Annotated in this window: 14 protein-coding genes and 1 tRNA gene; 7 read left to right on the top strand and 8 right to left on the bottom strand. The window is 73.2% G+C overall.

Going from position 1 to position 16,479, the window contains the following annotated elements; translation table 11 throughout:
* Positions 1–55 precede the first annotated feature (55 nt).
* From ACN265_RS26895 to ACN265_RS26885, 3 genes are all read left to right on the top strand, one after another.
* Positions 56–139 (top strand) — tRNA-Leu (locus ACN265_RS26895).
* Positions 140–247: 108 nt separating this feature from the next.
* The gene (locus tag ACN265_RS26890) at positions 248–1,069 is read left to right on the top strand and encodes a Bax inhibitor-1/YccA family protein (RefSeq protein ID WP_088642890.1); all 822 of its coding nucleotides are present in this window, start codon (positions 248–250) and stop codon (positions 1,067–1,069) included.
* Positions 1,070–1,172: 103 nt separating this feature from the next.
* A complete protein-coding gene (locus tag ACN265_RS26885; protein WP_421410407.1) occupies positions 1,173–1,493 on the top strand; it encodes a hypothetical protein in 321 nt (106 codons plus the stop codon).
* 3 nt (positions 1,494–1,496) lie between these two features.
* Here ACN265_RS26885 and ACN265_RS26880 read toward each other — a convergent pair whose 3' ends face one another.
* The 3 genes from ACN265_RS26880 to ACN265_RS26870 form a co-directional block, all read right to left on the bottom strand.
* Positions 1,497–2,759: an acetyl-CoA C-acetyltransferase gene (locus ACN265_RS26880; RefSeq protein WP_421410406.1), complete on the bottom strand. Its 1,263-nt coding sequence runs from the start codon at positions 2,757–2,759 to the stop codon at positions 1,497–1,499.
* 133 nt (positions 2,760–2,892) lie between these two features.
* Positions 2,893–3,696 (bottom strand): SGNH/GDSL hydrolase family protein, encoded by an 804-nt coding sequence (locus tag ACN265_RS26875; RefSeq protein ID WP_420118854.1) that lies wholly within the window; start codon positions 3,694–3,696, stop codon positions 2,893–2,895.
* A gap of 85 nt (positions 3,697–3,781) precedes the next feature.
* The gene (locus ACN265_RS26870) at positions 3,782–4,831 is read right to left on the bottom strand and encodes an SGNH/GDSL hydrolase family protein (RefSeq protein WP_204928293.1); all 1,050 of its coding nucleotides are present in this window, start codon (positions 4,829–4,831) and stop codon (positions 3,782–3,784) included.
* Between the two features lie 182 nt (positions 4,832–5,013).
* On the opposite strand from ACN265_RS26870, the gene ACN265_RS26865 reads away from it, so the two are divergent.
* The 3 genes from ACN265_RS26865 (at position 5,014) to ACN265_RS26855 (ending at position 7,884) form a co-directional block, all read left to right on the top strand.
* Positions 5,014–5,370, top strand: coding sequence for a YkvA family protein (locus ACN265_RS26865; RefSeq protein WP_204928292.1), 357 nt, complete (start codon positions 5,014–5,016; stop codon positions 5,368–5,370).
* Positions 5,371–5,445: 75 nt separating this feature from the next.
* The gene (locus ACN265_RS26860) at positions 5,446–6,816 is read left to right on the top strand and encodes a cystathionine beta-synthase (RefSeq protein WP_204928291.1); all 1,371 of its coding nucleotides are present in this window, start codon (positions 5,446–5,448) and stop codon (positions 6,814–6,816) included.
* Positions 6,817–6,975: 159 nt separating this feature from the next.
* Positions 6,976–7,884 carry a hypothetical protein gene (locus ACN265_RS26855; RefSeq protein WP_421410402.1) on the top strand — a complete coding sequence of 303 codons (909 nt, stop codon included), beginning with the start codon at positions 6,976–6,978 and terminating at the stop codon, positions 7,882–7,884.
* 10 nt (positions 7,885–7,894) lie between these two features.
* Here ACN265_RS26855 and ACN265_RS26850 read toward each other — a convergent pair whose 3' ends face one another.
* Positions 7,895–8,413 (bottom strand): GNAT family N-acetyltransferase, encoded by a 519-nt coding sequence (locus ACN265_RS26850; RefSeq protein ID WP_421410400.1) that lies wholly within the window; start codon positions 8,411–8,413, stop codon positions 7,895–7,897.
* Positions 8,410–9,339: a ribonuclease Z gene (locus ACN265_RS26845; protein ID WP_421410398.1), complete on the bottom strand. Its 930-nt coding sequence runs from the start codon at positions 9,337–9,339 to the stop codon at positions 8,410–8,412. The genes ACN265_RS26850 and ACN265_RS26845 overlap by 4 nt, the downstream gene beginning before the upstream one ends.
* Positions 9,340–9,813: 474 nt before the next feature.
* Between ACN265_RS26845 and ACN265_RS26840 the strand changes: the two genes are divergently transcribed.
* Positions 9,814–11,550: an alpha/beta hydrolase domain-containing protein gene (locus ACN265_RS26840; protein WP_421410396.1), complete on the top strand. Its 1,737-nt coding sequence runs from the start codon at positions 9,814–9,816 to the stop codon at positions 11,548–11,550.
* A 117-nt stretch (positions 11,551–11,667) separates the two neighbouring features.
* Here ACN265_RS26840 and ACN265_RS26835 read toward each other — a convergent pair whose 3' ends face one another.
* The 3 genes from ACN265_RS26835 to ACN265_RS26825 are packed head-to-tail and all read right to left on the bottom strand — an operon-like array spanning position 11,668 to position 16,465.
* A complete protein-coding gene (locus tag ACN265_RS26835) occupies positions 11,668–12,843 on the bottom strand; it encodes an osmoprotectant NAGGN system M42 family peptidase (RefSeq protein WP_421410394.1) in 1,176 nt (391 codons plus the stop codon).
* Positions 12,840–14,672: an N-acetylglutaminylglutamine synthetase gene (gene ngg / locus ACN265_RS26830; protein WP_421410392.1), complete on the bottom strand. Its 1,833-nt coding sequence runs from the start codon at positions 14,670–14,672 to the stop codon at positions 12,840–12,842. Before ngg ends, ACN265_RS26835 begins: the two co-directional genes overlap by 4 nt.
* A 2-nt stretch (positions 14,673–14,674) precedes the next feature.
* Positions 14,675–16,465, bottom strand: coding sequence for an N-acetylglutaminylglutamine amidotransferase (locus ACN265_RS26825; RefSeq protein ID WP_421410390.1), 1,791 nt, complete (start codon positions 16,463–16,465; stop codon positions 14,675–14,677).
* Positions 16,466–16,479: the final 14 nt, after the last annotated feature.

Raw genomic sequence — 16,479 nt, 5'->3', positions numbered from 1 at the left:
ACGCGGAACGGCTACCGTGAGACTGCACCGTCGCGCATCGACGTGACGCGCCCCTGCCCGGGTGGTGGAACGGCAGACACGGCCGCCTTAAAAGCGGCTGCCGCAAGGCGTGCGGGTTCGAGACCCGCCCCGGGCACCACACTCTCAGCTTTCCCACAGCCTCCCGACCGGCGGCGGTCGTGCCCCGCCGTTTACCCTGGAAGAGCACGTTTGCGTGCGACTGACCCCCTGAGGGAGGCCTGAGACAGTGAAGACCTCGAACCCGGTGCTCGCCCGGCTCGGCCAGGCGGCCGAGCGGGAGCGTTCCGCCGGGTACGCCCAGCCCGGGCCGTACGGTTACGGACAGCCCGGCATTCCGCAGCAGTACCCGGGCCAGCCGGGCTCCCCGGTCGCCCCGACGGTGTCCGGCACGATGACCGTCGACGACGTCGTCGTCAAGACCGTCGCGCTCCTGGCCATCCTCGGCGTCTCCGCCGCCGCCGCCTGGATCGTGGTGCCGGATTCGGTGCTCGGCGTCGCCTGGATCGGCGCCGCGATGGTCGGCCTGGTCCTCGGCCTGATCATCTCGTTCTCCCGGGTCGCCAACCCGGCCCTGGTCGTCGCGTACGCGATCGTCGAGGGCGCGTTCGTCGGCCTGGTCAGCAAGGTCTACGAGACGGCCTACCAGGGCATCGTGCTCCAGGCCGTGGTCGCCACCTTCGGCGTCTTCTTCGTGATGACCATGCTCTACAAGGCGCGCGTCATCCGGGCCACCCCCAAGTTCGTCAAGGGCATGATCGCCGTGATGGCCGGCCTGTTCGCCGTCATGCTGATCAACCTGGTGCTCGCGCTGTTCGGCGTGAACACCGGCCTGCGCGACGGCAGCCCGCTGGCCATCGGGTTCAGCCTGGTCTGCATCGTGGTCGCCTCGCTGAGCTTCGTGCTCAGCTTCAAGGAGGTCGAGGACGGCGTCCGGATGGGGCTGCCGGCCCGTTACTCCTGGACCGCCGCGTTCGGCATCGTGGTGAGCCTGGTCTGGCTCTACCTGGAGATGCTGCGCCTGATCAGCTACTTCCAGGGCGACGACTGACGGTTGTCGCACCCGACGCCCGCCACCGCGACCCTGCGGTGGCGGGCGTCGTCGTCTGCGCGGCCGGCCCGGGGCCGGCCGGTGGTGCGTAGACTCGCCGACGATGAGCGCAGCGGAGTTGGACCGGGCGGTGACGTCGCTGGTCCGTCAGGTGGGCCACTGGCAGCAGCCGCGGTGGGCGGCGGTCGCCGCGGGCGGCAACGTGTCCCGGGCCGACCTGGTGCACAAGCTGGTGCAGGAGGTCGCCGACCTGGCGGCCGACGCGGAGGGCGGGCCACGGCGGGACGTGCCCCGGCTGGCGCATCCGATGGCGCTGCCCGACCAGCTCCGGGTGGTCGCGGCGGACCTGGTCGCGGCCGGTCCGCCGGAGGCGGTGCTGGCCGGGGCCGCCGCCCTGGTGACGGCGACCCGCGGCGCGCTGTAGGGCTCAGCTGAGCCGTTCGAGCACCATCGCCATGCCCTGACCGCCGCCGACGCACATGGTCTCCAGGCCGATCGTCGCGTCGTGCCACTGCAGGGCGTTGAGCAGGGTGCCGGTGATCCGGGCACCGGTCATCCCGAACGGGTGGCCGACGGCGATCGCCCCGCCCATCACGTTGACCTTGTCCTGCGGGATGCCGAGCTGCCGGTACGACGGGATCACCTGGGCGGCGAACGCCTCGTTGATCTCGACCAGGTCGACGTCGTCGACGGTCATCCCGGCCCGGCGCAGCGCCTGCCGGGACGCCTCGACCGGGCCGAGGCCCATGATCTCCGGCGACAGGGCGGTGACGCCGGTGGAGACGATCCGGGCCAGCGGGGTCAACCCCAGCTCGTCGGCCCGCTGGGCGCTCATCACCACCACGGCGGCGGCCCCGTCGTTGAGCGGGCAGCAGTTGCCGGCGGTGATCCGGCCGTCCGGGCGGAAGACCGGCTTCAGCCCGGCCACCGCCTCCGGGGTGACCCCGGCACGCGGCCCGTCGTCGGTGTCGACCACGCTGCCGTCCGGGGTGGTGACCGGGGTGATCTCCCGGGCCCAGAAGCCGTCGGCGATGGCCTTCTCGGCGAGGTTCTGGCTGCGGACGCCGAACGCGTCCATCTCCTCCCGGGTGACGTCGTACACCTGGGCCAGGTTCTCCGCCGTCTGCCCCATGGCGAGGTAGATGTCGGGGAGCTGCCCGACCTCGCGCGGGTCGGTCCACACCTCGGCGTCGCCCTGCGCGCGGGCCGCCGACCGCTGCTGCGCCTCGGCGAAGCGCGGGTTCTCCCAACCGCCGCCGACCAGCGCCTGCGCCTCGGGTGGCAGGGTGTCGGAGTTGCCCCGGGCGTACCGGGACACCATCTCGACCCCGGCGGAGACGAAGACGTCGCCCTCCCCGGCCCGGATCGCGTGCATCGCCATCCGGGTGGTCTGCAACGACGACGCGCAGTAGCGGGTCAGCGTGGCTCCGGGCAGCCCGTCCAGGCCCATCAGGGTGGCGACCACCCGGGCCATGTTGAAGCCCTGCTCGCCGCCGGGCAGCCCGCACCCGAGGTAGAGGTCGTCGATGGTGGTCGGGTCGAGCCCGGGAACCTTGTCCAGCGCGGCCTGGACGATGGTGGCGGCGAGGTCGTCCGGGCGGACCTCGCGCAGCGAACCCTTGAACGCGCGGCCGATGGGGGACCGGGCGGTGGCGACGATGACGGCGTCGCGGGACGACTCAATCGGCATGAACCAACGTTAACTTGACGGTAACTTGGCGCGGAAGGACGCCGACCAGCGGGAAATGTCACCCGTGCCGGCCCGGCCGGACCCGCCCGCCGGCCGCGACACGTCGCAGCCGGCGGGACGGGATCGACGCCGGTCAGTGCCGGGAGGCGACGTTCGCGGCGGCGACGACCGCCGGCAACAGGGCGTGCGCCCAGACCCGGTACCCGTCGGCGGACGGGTGGAAGCCGTCGTGGCAGAGCGTCCCGGCGTCGGCCCGGAACACCGGGCCGGTCTCCGTACCCAGGTCGACGACCGTGCCGCCGGCCTCCAGCACGGCGGCGGTCTGCGCCCGCGCGACCCGCCGGCCCGACCAGCCGATCACCTGCCGCAGCGGCGGGGCCACCGCGCGCACCGCGCCCAGGTCCGGGCAGGTGCCGACGACGACCTCGACCCGGGCCTCCCGCAGCCGGCGCACCGCCGAGGCGAGGTACGCCGCCGCCTCCGCCGGCCGGCTCATCGCCGTGGCGTCGTTCGCCCCGATCAGCACCACCGCGACGTCCGGCCGGTCACCCAGCAGCGCCCGGGCCACCTGGGTGGACAGGTCGGTGGAGCGGGACCCGGACACCCCCACGCTGGACAGGTGCACCCGACGGCCGGTCGGCCCCTCGGTCAGCAGGTGGGCGAGCTGACCGCCGACCGTCTCGTCGAAGCGGGCCACCCCGACGCCGAGCGCCGAGGAGTCACCGAGCAGCACCAGCCGCAGCAGCGGGGCACCGACCCGGCCGACCGTGGCCCGCAGCGCCAGCCCCAGCTCCGGCTGGGCGTAGTCGCGGTTACGGGCCGCCACCGCCTGACCGGCGAGCACCGCCGCGCCGCCGAGCGTCCCGGCGACCAGGGAGACCGCCGCGGCCTTGCCGAGGCGTACGGCCAGCTCGCCGCCGAGCGAGCGGCCGGTCACGGTGTCACCGCCCGGGTGCCCACGGCGGCGGTGACCGGCCCGGCGGGGCACCCGCGGCACCCGGTGGTTCGCTCGCTGTGCTCGCTCATGCCAGTCCCTCCAGTTGGGGTGAGTCGGCGGCGGTGCCGGGTTGCGGCACCGGGCCGACGCCGAAGAAGGCCCGCCGCCGTAGCTGCGCCCAGCGGCCGGCCGGGCCGTGGTCCCGGCCCCGGACCTGCGTGCCGCTGACCTCCGTGCCGGCGTTGCGGGCCGCCTCGTGGGCCGCCTGGGGCAGCGACCGTACGCCCTCGCCCGGGGCCAGCGTCGGCCGGCGCTCCCCGCTACCGAGCGCCGACAGCACGGTCGGCAGGAGCGCGGCGGCGGCCATCGCGTAACCCTCGGCGGAGGGGTGGAACCGGTCCCAGGCGAACATCCGGGTCGGCTCGGCGGCGAACCGGGGGCCGAGCAGGTCACCGAGGGAGACCGTCCACCCGCCCGCCTCGACCACCGCGACCGTCTGGGCGGTGGCGAGCTGCCGGCTCCACCGGCGGGCCAGCCAGCGCAACGGGGGCTGGATCGGCCGGATCGCCCCCAGGTCGGGGCAGGTCCCGACGACCACCTCGCAACCGGCGGCGCGCAGCGTGCGGACCGCGTCGACCAGGTGGCGGACCGCGACGGAGTAGGGCGTGCGGTTGGTGATGTCGTTGCCGCCGACCAGGATCACCGCGACGTCCGGCGTGCACTCCAGGGCCGCCTCGACCTGTGGGCGCAGCCCGGCGGAGAGCGCGCCGACCACGGCGAAGCGGTGCACCCGTACGGCCCGGTGCAGCCGTCGGGACAGCCCGGTGGCCAGCAGCGAGCCCAGGGTCTCGCGTCGCCGCGCCACCCCGTAGCTGGCGGCGGAGGAGTCGCCGAGGATCACCATGGTCAGCGGTGGCCCGGGGATCTTGGCAGCGTAGACGCCGTCGCAGCGCGGGGGAGGGGCCTGCGCCATCGGAATGGTGCGCCGGGCCTGCCGGGCCTGCCCGAGCAGCACGCCGCCGGTCGCGGCGACGGCCGCCGCGGTGGCACCCGTGCCGATCGCCGCCAGCCGGGCCACCTGCCGGGCGCGGTGCCAGCGCGGACCGGGCGGTACGACGGAACCTGCCACCCCCATACAGCGACATTATCGCGCCGCAGCGTCACCCCGCTTCCGTCGGGACGGCCGGTTTTCGGGGCTGGGCGGCGACGGTTCTGGGTACCTGATCCGGGGGCGGGGCCCATCCGTGGTCGCCCGCCGCAGGTGGCGACGACTTGCGCGGGCCAGTCACGCTGGTCGGTGGAGAGGGGCTGGATGAGATGGGTAGGACATTGAAGCGCACCGCGGCCTTCACGGCGCTGGCCCGGTCGCTGGCGGCCGGTGCCCGGGGCGGTCCGTCGCTGGGCGCCCGGCTGGCGGCGCTGCCCCGGATGATCCGGGCCACCGCCCGGGGCGAGTACGACGGCGGCCTGCGGCTGGCGATGATGACGGCGGCGACGGTCTACGTCGTGTCGCCCGTCGACCTGGTGCCGGAGCTGTTCCTGACCGTGCTCGGTCTGGTGGACGACGCGGTCATGGTCACCTGGCTGGCCGGCAGCGTGCTGTCGGAGACCGAGCGCTTCCTGGAGTGGGAGGCCCGCCGGGCCTCCGTCATCCCCGGTCATGTGACCCTCTGAGGGCACGTACGCTGAGCGACGAAGGACCGTCTGCCAGGCCGCCGTCCCCGGCGCCGCAACGAAGGGCACAACGAGGTGCAGTACTACGACAACGTCGTCGACCTGATCGGTAACACCCCGCTGGTGCGGCTGCGCAACGTCACCGCGGGCATCCGGGCGACCGTGCTGGCCAAGGTGGAGTACCTCAACCCGGGCGGCTCGGTGAAGGACCGGATCGCCCTGCGGATGGTGGAGGACGCCGAGGCCGCCGGGATCCTCCGGCCCGGGGGCACGATCGTCGAGCCGACCAGCGGCAACACCGGGGTCGGGCTGGCGCTGGTCGCCCAGCTCAAGGGCTACCACTGCGTCTTCGTCTGCCCCGACAAGGTCAGCCAGGACAAGCAGGACGTGCTGCGGGCGTACGGGGCCGAGGTGGTGGTCTGCCCGACCGCCGTCGCCCCGGAGGACCCGCGTTCCTACTACAACGTCTCCGACCGGCTGGCCCGGGAGATCCCCGGCGCGTGGAAGCCCGACCAGTACAGCAACCCGGCCAACCCGCGTTCGCACTACGAGACGACCGGGCCGGAGCTGTGGAAGCAGACCGGGGGCGGGCTCACCCACTTCGTTGCCGGGGTCGGCACCGGCGGCACCATCTCCGGCATCGGGCGCTACCTCAAGGAGGCGTCCGAGGGGCGGGTGAAGGTGATCGGGGCGGACCCGGAGGGGTCGGTCTACTCCGGCGGCACCGGCCGGCCCTACCTCGTCGAGGGGGTCGGTGAGGACTTCTGGCCGGAGACGTACGACCGGGGGATCGCCGACGAGATCGTCGAGGTCTCCGACAAGGCGTCCTTCGAGATGACCAGGCGGCTGGCCCGCGAGGAGGGCCTGCTGGTCGGCGGCTCCTGCGGGATGGCGGTGGTGGCGGCGCTGGAGGTGGCCCGCGCCGCCGGCCCGGACGACGTGGTCGTGGTGCTGCTGCCGGACAGCGGCAAGGGTTACCTGTCCAAGATCTTCAACGACCGGTGGATGGCCCGGTACGGCTTCCTGGACCACTCCGGCACCGAGCCGACGGTCGCCGACGCGCTGGCCAGCAAGCCGGGCGGCCTGCCCGAGCTGGTGCACGTGCACCCGACCGAGACCGTCCGCGACGCCATCGACTACATGCGCGAGTACGGCGTCTCCCAGCTTCCGGTGCTCAAGGCCGAGCCGCCGGTGGTGACCGGCGAGGTGGCCGGTTCGATCGCCGAGCGGGATCTGCTGGACGCCCTGTTCACCGGCCAGGCGCACCTGCACGACACCATCGAGCGGCACATGGCCGACCCGCTGCCGATGATCGGAGGCGGTCAGCCGGTGAGCGAGGCGGTGAGCATGCTGGAGAAGTCCGACGCGGCTCTGGTGCTGGTCGACGGCAAGCCCAAGGGCGTGCTGACCCGGCAGGACCTGCTCGCCCACCTCGGCGCGCACTGACCCGACGCACCTGCGGGGCCCCTCCCACCGGGAGGGGCCCCGCAGGTGCGTCCGGGGTGACCATTCACAGTCGTGGCACAGGAGCGGCACAGAGGGCGTCCGTGCAGCCTGCCTACCGTCGGGACCAGCCGAGAGGCACCGACCCACGGGAGGAACGACATGCGCCACGACCTCGACCACCACGAGGGGCAGCGGGTCAGCCGCCGCCGGTTGATCGCCGGAGTCGGCTCGATCGGGTTGGCCGGTCTGCTCGCCGCCTGCGGCCGGGACGGCGGCACCGTCACCACGTCGACCGGTCAGACCGTGTCCCCGCAGGCGACCGCCGGCACGTCGGCGGACCTGGCCGCGCTGTTCGGCGCGGCGAACACCTGCACGTTGACCGCGAGCACCACCCAGGGCCCGTACTACTTCGACGCCGACAGGATCCGCAGTGACATCCGGGAGGACCGGGCGGGCACCCGGCTGCGGGTGGCGATCCGGGTGCAGGACAGCGAGCAGTGCGGGCCGCTGGCCAACGCGGTCGTGGAGATCTGGCACTGTGACGCCGAGGGCCTGTACTCGGGCGCCGAGGCGCAGTCGTCCGGGGCCTCGGGCGGCGGCGCTCCGTCCGGCGGCAATCCGCCAGGCGGCGCGTCGGGTGGCAACCCGCCCACCGGTAGCCCGCCCGGCGGTGGGGCGGCCCCGGGTGGCGGCGGCGCGGGGTCGGCGGGGGACCTGACGCCGACCGACGACAAGCGCTACCTGCGCGGCGCGCAGGTCACCAACGCCGACGGGATCGTCGAGTTCACCACCGTCTGGCCGGGCTGGTACCGGGGCCGCACCACGCACATCCACGCGATGGTGCACGTGGGCGACGACCGGGTGCTCACCACCCAGATGATGTTCGACGAGGCCCTCAACAGCCGGGTGTACGCCGCCGCGCCGTACGCCGCGCACACCGGGCGGGACACCTTCAACGACAACGACAACATCTTTGCCGAGACCATGCTGATGAAGGTGGTCGAGGACGGCGACGGGTATCTCTCAGTGATCAACTTCTCGGTCGACGCGGACCAGGACGGCACCTGACCCGCCCGCGTCAGCAGCCGGGTAGCTGCCGGGCGTAGCGCAGCTGTGGGGTGCGGGTGGGGCCGATCCGTTCCTCCCGACGATCGCCGGTGGCCTGCCAGCCGCCGCGCTCGTAGAAGTGCCGGGCCGGGGCGTTGCTCTCCAGCACCCACAGCACCGCCCGCCGCCAGCCCCGGGCCCGCATGGTGTCCAGCGCGTCCACCATCAGTGCCCGGCCGGTGCCCCGGCCCCGTTCGGCCGGGTCGAGGTGGATGGCGTTGAGCAGCCCGGTCGCCGGGTCGCCCTCGTCGTCCGGGCCGAGATAGCTGAACCCGACCAGCCGGCCGTCCCGCTCGGCCACGGTCATCAGGTGCTCGTCGCGTTCCCACGTCCACCGCTCGACCCAGTAGGCGCCCATCGCCTCGGGCGTCGGTTCGGCCAACGCCGCAGGCGGCAGGAACGACGAGTACGCCGCGATCCGGGACCGCTGGTGCAGGGCGCCCACCGACATCAGGTCGTCGGCGACGGCGGGACGGAGCGTGACGGTCACCCGGCCGAGGCTACCCGCCGGGGCGGGACCGGCACGGTGGTCAGGTCCTCGGCGATCACCAGTTCCCCGGCGAAGTGCTCACGGGCCTCGTCGTGGAAGCGGCGCGGGTCGGCGTACCGCTGGGAGAAGTGGGTGAGCACCAGGGTGCGTACCCCCGACTCGGTGGCGACCCGGGCGGCCTGGCCGGCGGTCAGGTGGCCGACCTCGGCGGCGAGCGCGGCCTCCGATTCCAGGAACGTCGACTCGATGACCAGCAGGTCGGCGTGCTCGGCGAGGGCGTACACCCCGTCGCAGAGGCCGGTGTCCATCACGAAGGCGAACCGCTGCCCCGGCCGGACCACGCTCACCTCGTCCCGGGTGACGCGGCGTCCGTCGACGTCCAGGTGTCCGACGCGCAGCAGCTCGCCGACCGCCGGCCCACCGATGCCGTACGCGGACAGCCGCTCCGGCAGCATCCGGCAGCCGTCCGGCTCGACCAGCCGGTACCCGTACGTCTCGATCGGGTGCCGCAGCCGGCGGGCCTCCAGCGTGCCGACGCCCAGGGTGATCCGCTGTCCGTCGGCGGTGATCGGCTCGACGGCCAGCTCGGCGGTCTCGTGGAAGCTGCTGGCGTGCCGCAGCCGGGCGAAGTATTCCGCGCCACCGGCGGGGAAGTGCACCGCCACCGGGTGCGGCACCCGGTCCAGGGAGAGGCGCTGGATGGTGCCGGGCAGGCCGAGGCAGTGGTCGCCGTGGAAGTGGGTGACGCAGATCCGGGTGAGGTCGGTGGCGGTGATCCCGGTGTGCAGGAGTTGCCGCTGGCTGCCCTCGCCGGGGTCGAAGAGGATCACCTCGTCGTCCCAGCGCAGCACGTAGCCGTTGTGGTTGCGCAGCCGGGTGGGGGTCTGGCTGGCCGTGCCGAGCACGGTCAGCTCCCGCATGGACACGGCCGGACCTCCCCCGGAGACGAAGCGACCCCCGGGGCTTCCGTGCTCGCGCACGGGCCGACTGGACTGGGTCGGCACCCCGGGGGTCGGGTGGCTGTCGTGGATTCGCCGCACCGCTGCCACACGGTCTCGACGATCATGCTTGGTCGTTCACTGTCGAGGACAGCGGCTAGCGGACAGCCACCTCACGAGTCCGATTGCTATACAAGTCTGGACCACCTCCTTTCCCGTGTACCGCCACGCTACCCACTGCACCCGGGGTGCCGGTAGTGATTTTTCGCGCGATCCTGCGGCCGGGGGACCGCCGGCCGCCGCCCGGAGGATCGGATCGACTTTTGCTCAACGAAGCGAAAGTTCGTGCTCATCTGGCCTATATTTCGCCTGAAGTGAGCATTACTGTCTGCTCCACAGCGGCCACCTCCCGCCGCTGTCCGCCCGAGTCGTCCCCTCGGTCGCTCCCCCGTGAGGTGAACCGTGCCCGTTTCGTCCACCACCCGCAGGACCCCCCGACGATCCACGACCATCCGACGATCCCTGACCCTCGGCCTGGTCGGCGCGCTGGCCGTCACCGCCGGCCCGGTCCCCGAGGCGGGCGCCGCCACGCCGGCCACCACCCGGCCGTCCACCGCCACCGGCGCGACCGTGGCGAACCCGGTGGTCGCCGGGCCGATCGCCCGGACCACCCCGGTCGGCGACCCCGGCCACGGCTACCCGTTCCTCGCCACCGACGTCAACCTGGCCGCCGCCGGCTACGTCGAGGAGGAGTTCTTCCTCTTCGGCACCGCCACCCGGTACGCCGTGCAGGGCACCCAGAACGCCACGACCATCGCCACCGACCAGCCGTACGGCACCCGGCTGGTGGTGAGGCGACCGGCCAACACCAGGAAGTTCAACGGCGTGGTGATCGCCGAGTGGAACAACGTCAGCAACCAGTGGGACCAGGAGGTCGACTGGTTCCAGTCGCACGAGCACCTGATCCGCTCGGGCTACGCCTGGGTCGGGGTCTCCGCCCAGCGGGCCGGGCTGCACTCGGCCACCGGGCTCAAGGCGTGGAGCCCCGCCCGGTACGGCCCGCTGGACGTCACCGTGGGCGGCACCGTCACCGACGACAGCCTCTCGTACGACATCTTCAGCCAGGCGGTGAAGGCGGTCCGCAACCCGACGGGCGTCGACCCGCTGGGCAAGCTGCCCGCCCCGCAGTACGTGATCGCCACCGGCCACTCGCAGTCGGCCGGTCGGCTCGCCAACTACTACAACGGCGTCCAGCAGTCGGCCAACGTCCTCGACGCGGTCGTCCTGCACGGCGGTGGCGGGGTGCTGCGCACCGACCTGGCCACACCGGTGTTCCGGATCAACTCCGAGGGGGACGTGGCCAGCGGCATCCTGCCCGCGGCGGCCCGCGCCCAGGCCGACTCACCGGTCCTGCGGTCCTGGGAGGTCGCCGGCGCGTCGCACGGCGACTGGAAGCTGATCACCGACTACGGTCCGCTGCGCAAGCGCGACATCGGCAGCTACCCGGGTGGCTACCCGGGCGAACCGCAGACCTGCACGCTGCCCTCGCTGTCGCGGATCCCGCAGCACATGGTGCAGAACGCCGTCTACGACCACACCGTCGCCTGGGTCGCCCAGGGCGTGGCCCCGCCGGGCGCGCCGCCGATCCGGACGACCACGACGACCCCGCCGGCCGTCGCCCGCGACGACCTGGGGCTCGCCCTCGACGGCATCCGGCTCGCCCAGCACCACGTGCCGCTACGGGTCAACAGCGGCAGCAACACCGGGCCCGGCTTCTGCTTCCTCGACGGCAGCTCGGTGCCGTTGACCGACGCACAGCTCGCCGCCCGCCACCCGACCGTCGGGGCGTACGTGGACGCCAGCGTCGCGGCCACCCTCGCCGCCGCCGACGCCGGCTACCTGCCCGCGTCGTTCACCCGCGACCCCGCCTGGTACTCCGACCTGCGTGACCTCATCACCGAGTACGTCGCCGCCGGCCGGATCACCGACTACGTGGCGGCCCGGCTGGAGGACCGCCTCCAGCGGGCCGAGCAGGCCGGCACCGCAGGCAACGCGGCCCGCGCCGGTGAGCTGCTGGGGCAGTTGGCCGACCGGGCGCGGCAGCGGATCACCGGTGACCCGGCCGCCCGGGACGCGGTGCTGCGGGTGACCGAGGCGCTGATCGCCCTGCTCGACGCGGCGGAACGCCGCAACCGGTGACCCGACGGTGCGGACCGACGCCACGGTGAGGGGCCGGGGCGCCCGGTGGGCGGCGGGCACGACGCGTGATGTCGTGCCCGCCGTTCAGCGGTGCCCGGCAGTGCGGCCACCAGCCGGTCAGTCGATGCCGATCGGGCCCTCGCGGGGGCCGTCCTCGCTGGCCGGCTGCACCGCCAGCGACGGGAAGTCGGCCAGGTCGCCCTCCGGCTCGGCGTCCCACTCGGGGAACACCAGGTCGCTCTGGAGATAGAGACAGAGCAACTGGGTCAGGTGACGCAGCCCGTCGAGGTGGGTGCGCTCGTGACCGTGGGTGGCGTCCACGCCGAAACCGAGCAGCGCCACCCGGGCGTGCGCGCCCGCCTCGACCGCCGCCGCCACGTCGGAGCGGTAGTAGTCGAAGACGTCGCGGACCAGGTCCACCCCGTGTTCCCGGGCGATGGTGGCCAGGTTGCGGGTCAGGTGGTAGTCGAACGGGCCGACCCCGTCGCCCATCGCCAGGGTCGCCGCGTTCTCCCGGGACTGCTGGCCCGGCGCGACCACCGCCGCGTCCACCGAGACGATCTCGGCGACGTCCGGGTCCAGGCCGTGGCTGGCCCCGTGGCCGATCTCCTCGGTGACGGTGACCAGCAGATGGGCGGTGACGGTGGGGGTGATGCCGGCGTCCACCACCGCCTTGAACGCGGTCAGCACCGCCGCCACCCCGGCCTTGTCGTCCAGGTGCCGGGACTTCACGTACCCGGACGGGGTGACCATCGGGTTGGGCAGGAACGCCACGAAGTCGCCCGCGTCGATGCCGAGCGCCCGCAGGCCGGCGATGTCCTCGACCGGCTCGTCGACCCGGACCTCGACGTGCTGCCAACCGACGCCCTGCAGGTCGACGTCGTCGTTGTAGCGGTGCCCGCTGGCCTTCAACGGCAGCACCTGCCCGGTGACCACCCGGTCGAGGTCGTCGGTGAAGATCCGCACGTGCGCGCCCTCGGCGAACCGGGCCGAGTGGGTGCCGATGGTCTTCAGCTCCAGCCGGCCGTTCTCCTTGAGCCGCTTGACCATCCCGCCGATGGTGTCGGTGTGCACCACGATCGCCCGGTCGGCACCGGTCTGCCGGGGGCCGGGCAGGCAGGCGCTGAGCGCCCCCCGCCGGGTCAGCGTGGACGGGATGCCCAGCGCGGACAGCCGTTCCCCCACGTACTGCTGCACGTGGTCGGTCCGCCCCGACGGGCTCGGGATGTCCAACAGTTCCACCAGCACCTGGCGCAGGTAGTCCAGGTCGATCTCCAGGGGCTTGAGGCTCACGCGACCCCTCCGGGCCCGGCCGGGCTCCAGAGGCGCTGCGGGGCCCGGGTGCCCGGGAATAGCAGGTCCACGAAGCGCTCGGCAGTCGGCTGGGGCTCGTGGTTGGCCAGCCCCGGCCGCTCGTTCGCCTCGATGAACACGTGCTCGGGCTGGTCGGGGGCGGGGACCAGCAGGTCCAGCCCGGTCACCGGAATGTCCAGGGCCCGGCTCGCCGCCACGCAGGCAGTGGCGATCGCCGGGTGCAGTTCGGCCGTCACGTCGTGGATTGTGCCACCGGTGTGGAGGTTCGCCGTCCGGCGCACCGCCAACACCTGCCCCTCGGGCAGCACGTCGTGCATCCGGTGCCCGGCCTCGGCCACCACCTCGCGGGTCATCTCGTCGATCGGGATGCGGGACTCACCGCCGGTGGCGGCGGCCCGTCGCCGGCTCTGCCGCTCGATCAGCTCGGTGACGTCGTGCACGCCGTCGCCGGTGATCTGCGCCGGCCGGCGTACGGCGGCGGCCACCACCTCGTGGTCGATCACGATCACCCGCAGGTCCTCGCCGGCGCGCAGCTCCTCGATCAGCACGTCGGGGCAGAACCGGCGGGCCAGCTCGACGGCCGAGGCCAGCGCCTCGGCGGTGCGTACCCCGACGGTGATGCCGTTGCCCTGCTCGCCGCGGGCCGGCTTGACCACCACCGGGCCGACGTCGGTGAGGAAGGCCAGGTCGTCGGGGTCGCCGGTGGCGGTCCGGCCGCGCGGCACCGACAGGCCCGCCTCGGTGAGGATGCGCCGGGTGACCCGCTTGTCGTCGCAGCGGCTCATCGCCACCGCCGAGGTCAGCTCGGACAGCGACTCGCGGGTGACGATCGTCCGGCCGCCGTTGGTCAGCCGCAGCTCACCCCAGCGCGCGTCGGTGACCTCCACCCGGATGCCGCGTCGCATCGCCTCGTCGGCGACGATCTTCGCGTACGGGTTCAGCTCGTCGTAACCCGCCGGGGCGGAGGGCAGGAACAGCCGTTCGTTGATCGGGTTCTTCCGCTTGACGCAGAGCGTCCCGGTGCGGTGGAAGCCCAGCCGCTCGTAGAGCCGGATCGCGCCGGAGTTCTCGGCCAGCACCGACAGGTCGACGAACGCGCGACCCCGCTCGTCGAGCCGGTCGGCCAGCTCGGTGAGCAGAGCCTGGCCGGTGCCGGGCGGGGCGGTGTTGAAGTCCACCGTCAGGCACCACAGGCTCGCGCCGTTCTCCCGGTCGCCGAAGACCGCCACGTGGTCGACGCCGGTGATGGTGCCGACGATCTCCCCGGTGCTCGCCTCGGCCACCAGGTGCAGGAACCGGTCGGTGCCGGCGTTGTCGACAAGCACCTCCACCGGCGCGGTGACCATGCCGTTGCGGGCGTAGATCCGGTTCACCGCGTCGGCGTCGTCGGCGTCGCGCAGCGGCCGGACGACCAACCCCGGGATCTCCATCCGCCCGGTGGCCTCCGGGCGGCGCTCGCCCAGCGGCAGCCGGTAGGTAAGCGACGGGTCGATGAACAGCTCGTCGGGCAGCCGGGACACCAGCACGTGCGGGTCGCGCAGGTAGATGCAGATGTCCCGGGCGCCGGCCGCCTCGGACCGCAGCACGTGGGCCACGGCGACCTGTTCGTCGAAGGTCTGGCCGAAGACCAGCCGCCCCCAGCCGCAGTCGAGGACCACGTCGGACGGCCCGGCCGGTTCCCGGCGCGGCTGCTCCGGGGCGACCCCCGGGGCGACCGGGTCGCCACCGGGGCCGATGCGTTCCCGGCGGCGGCCGAGCACCCGCTCCCGGTCGGTTCGGGCCGTGCCGGTCGCGAGGGTCTCGTTCACGGTCAGTCGATTCCGTGGCTCTGGAGCCACATTTCCAGGAGTCCCAGTTGCCACAGTTTGTTTCCGTTCAACGGGGTCAGTTCGGCGTTCGGGTCGGCGAGCAGCGCATTGACGTAGTCGGCACGGAACAGGTCGCGGCGGCGGGCCTGCGGCGCGGTGAGCGCGTCGCGGACCCGGTCGAGGAGCTTGCCCTCCAGGTGGGTCAGGCCGGGCACCGGGAAGTAGCCCTTGGGGCGGTCGATCACCTCGTGCGGCAGGACCCGGCGGCCGATCTCCTTGAGCACGCCCTTGCCGCCCTGGGCCAGCTTCAGCTCGGGCGGGCAGCTCGCCGCCAGCTCCACGAACTCGTGGTCGAGGAACGGCACCCGGGCTTCCAGGCCGTGTGCCATGGTCATGTTGTCGACCCGCTTCACCGGGTCGTCGGTGAGCATGATCTGGGTGTCGATCCGCAGGCCGGCGTCGACGGCGGTCTGCGCCCCGGCCCGGCCCAGGTGGGCGGCGACGAACTCGCGCGCCGGGTCGCCGTCGGCCAGCCACGCCGGGTTGAGCACCCGGGCCAGCCCGGCCGCGTCCCGGTCGAAGAACGCCTTCGCGTACGAGTCGAGGGCCTGCTCCCGGTCGATGCCGGCAAGCGGCGGGTACCAGTGGTAGCCGCCGAGGATCTCGTCCGCGCCCTGGCCGGACTGGACCACCTTGACGTGCCGGGACACCTCCTGGCTGAGCAGGTAGAACGCGACGCAGTCGTGGCTGACCATCGGCTCGCTCATCGCGGCCACCGCCGCCTCCAGCGGCGGCACCAGGTCACCGGCGGCCACCTTGAGCTGGTGGTGGTCGGTGCCGAAGGTCTGCGCCACCAGGTCGGAGTAGACGAACTCGTCGCCCTCCCGGCCGCCGACGGCGTCGAAACCGATGGAGAAGGTGGACAGCCCGGAGCGGGTCTGCCCCTCACCGGCCAGCAGCGCCACCACCAGGCTGGAGTCCAGGCCGCCGGAGAGCAGCACCCCCACCGGCACGTCGGCGACCATCCGGCGGCGTACGGCGGTGGTCAGCGACTCCAGCAGGGCGTCCTCCCAGTCGCGGGCCGACCAGTCGGCGCGTGACGCGTCCCGGGTGAAGGACGGGTCCCAGTAGACCCGCTCGTGGGTACGGCCGTCCGGCTCGTAGACCCGGACGGTGGCCGGGGGGAGCTTGGTGACACCGCGCAGGATGGTGCGCGGCGGCGGCACGATGCTGTGGAAGCTGAGATAGTGCGACAGCGCCACCGGGTCGATGGTGGTGTCGATCCCGCCGCCGGCCAGCAGGGCGGGCAGGGTGCTGGCGAAGCGCACCACGCCCGGCGTCTCGGCCAGGTAGAGCGGCTTGATGCCGAGCCGGTCCCGGGCCAGTACCAGGCGGCCGGTGTCCCGCTCGGTGATCGCGACGGCGAACATGCCGATCAGGTGGTCGACGAAGTCGAGCCCCCACTCGGCGTACGCCTTGACCACCACCTCGCTGTCGCCGGAGGAGAAGAAGTGGTGTCCCTTGCCCTGCAACTCCTGCCGCAGCTCGCGGTAGTTGTAGATGCAACCGTTGAACACTCCGGTGAGCCCGGCGGCCGGGTCGACGATCGGTTGCCCGCTGGCGGCGGAGAGGTCGATGATCTTCAAGCGGCGGTGCCCGAGGGCGGTGGCCCCCTGTGACCACACTCCGCTGTCGTCGGGCCCCCGGTCACTCATCGTGGCCGCCATGCGTTCCACCGCCGACACATCGGCCCGGGAACCGTCACGGCGGAACTCTCCCGCAAGTCCGCACATGCCAGCCAATGCTG

The organism is Micromonospora sp. WMMD730 (genome assembly GCF_049178955.1).
Lineage (GTDB): Bacteria > Actinomycetota > Actinomycetes > Mycobacteriales > Micromonosporaceae > Micromonospora > Micromonospora wenchangensis.
The sequence above is the reverse complement of the archived record's forward strand: the minus strand, read 5'-3'. Positions and strand labels throughout refer to the sequence as shown.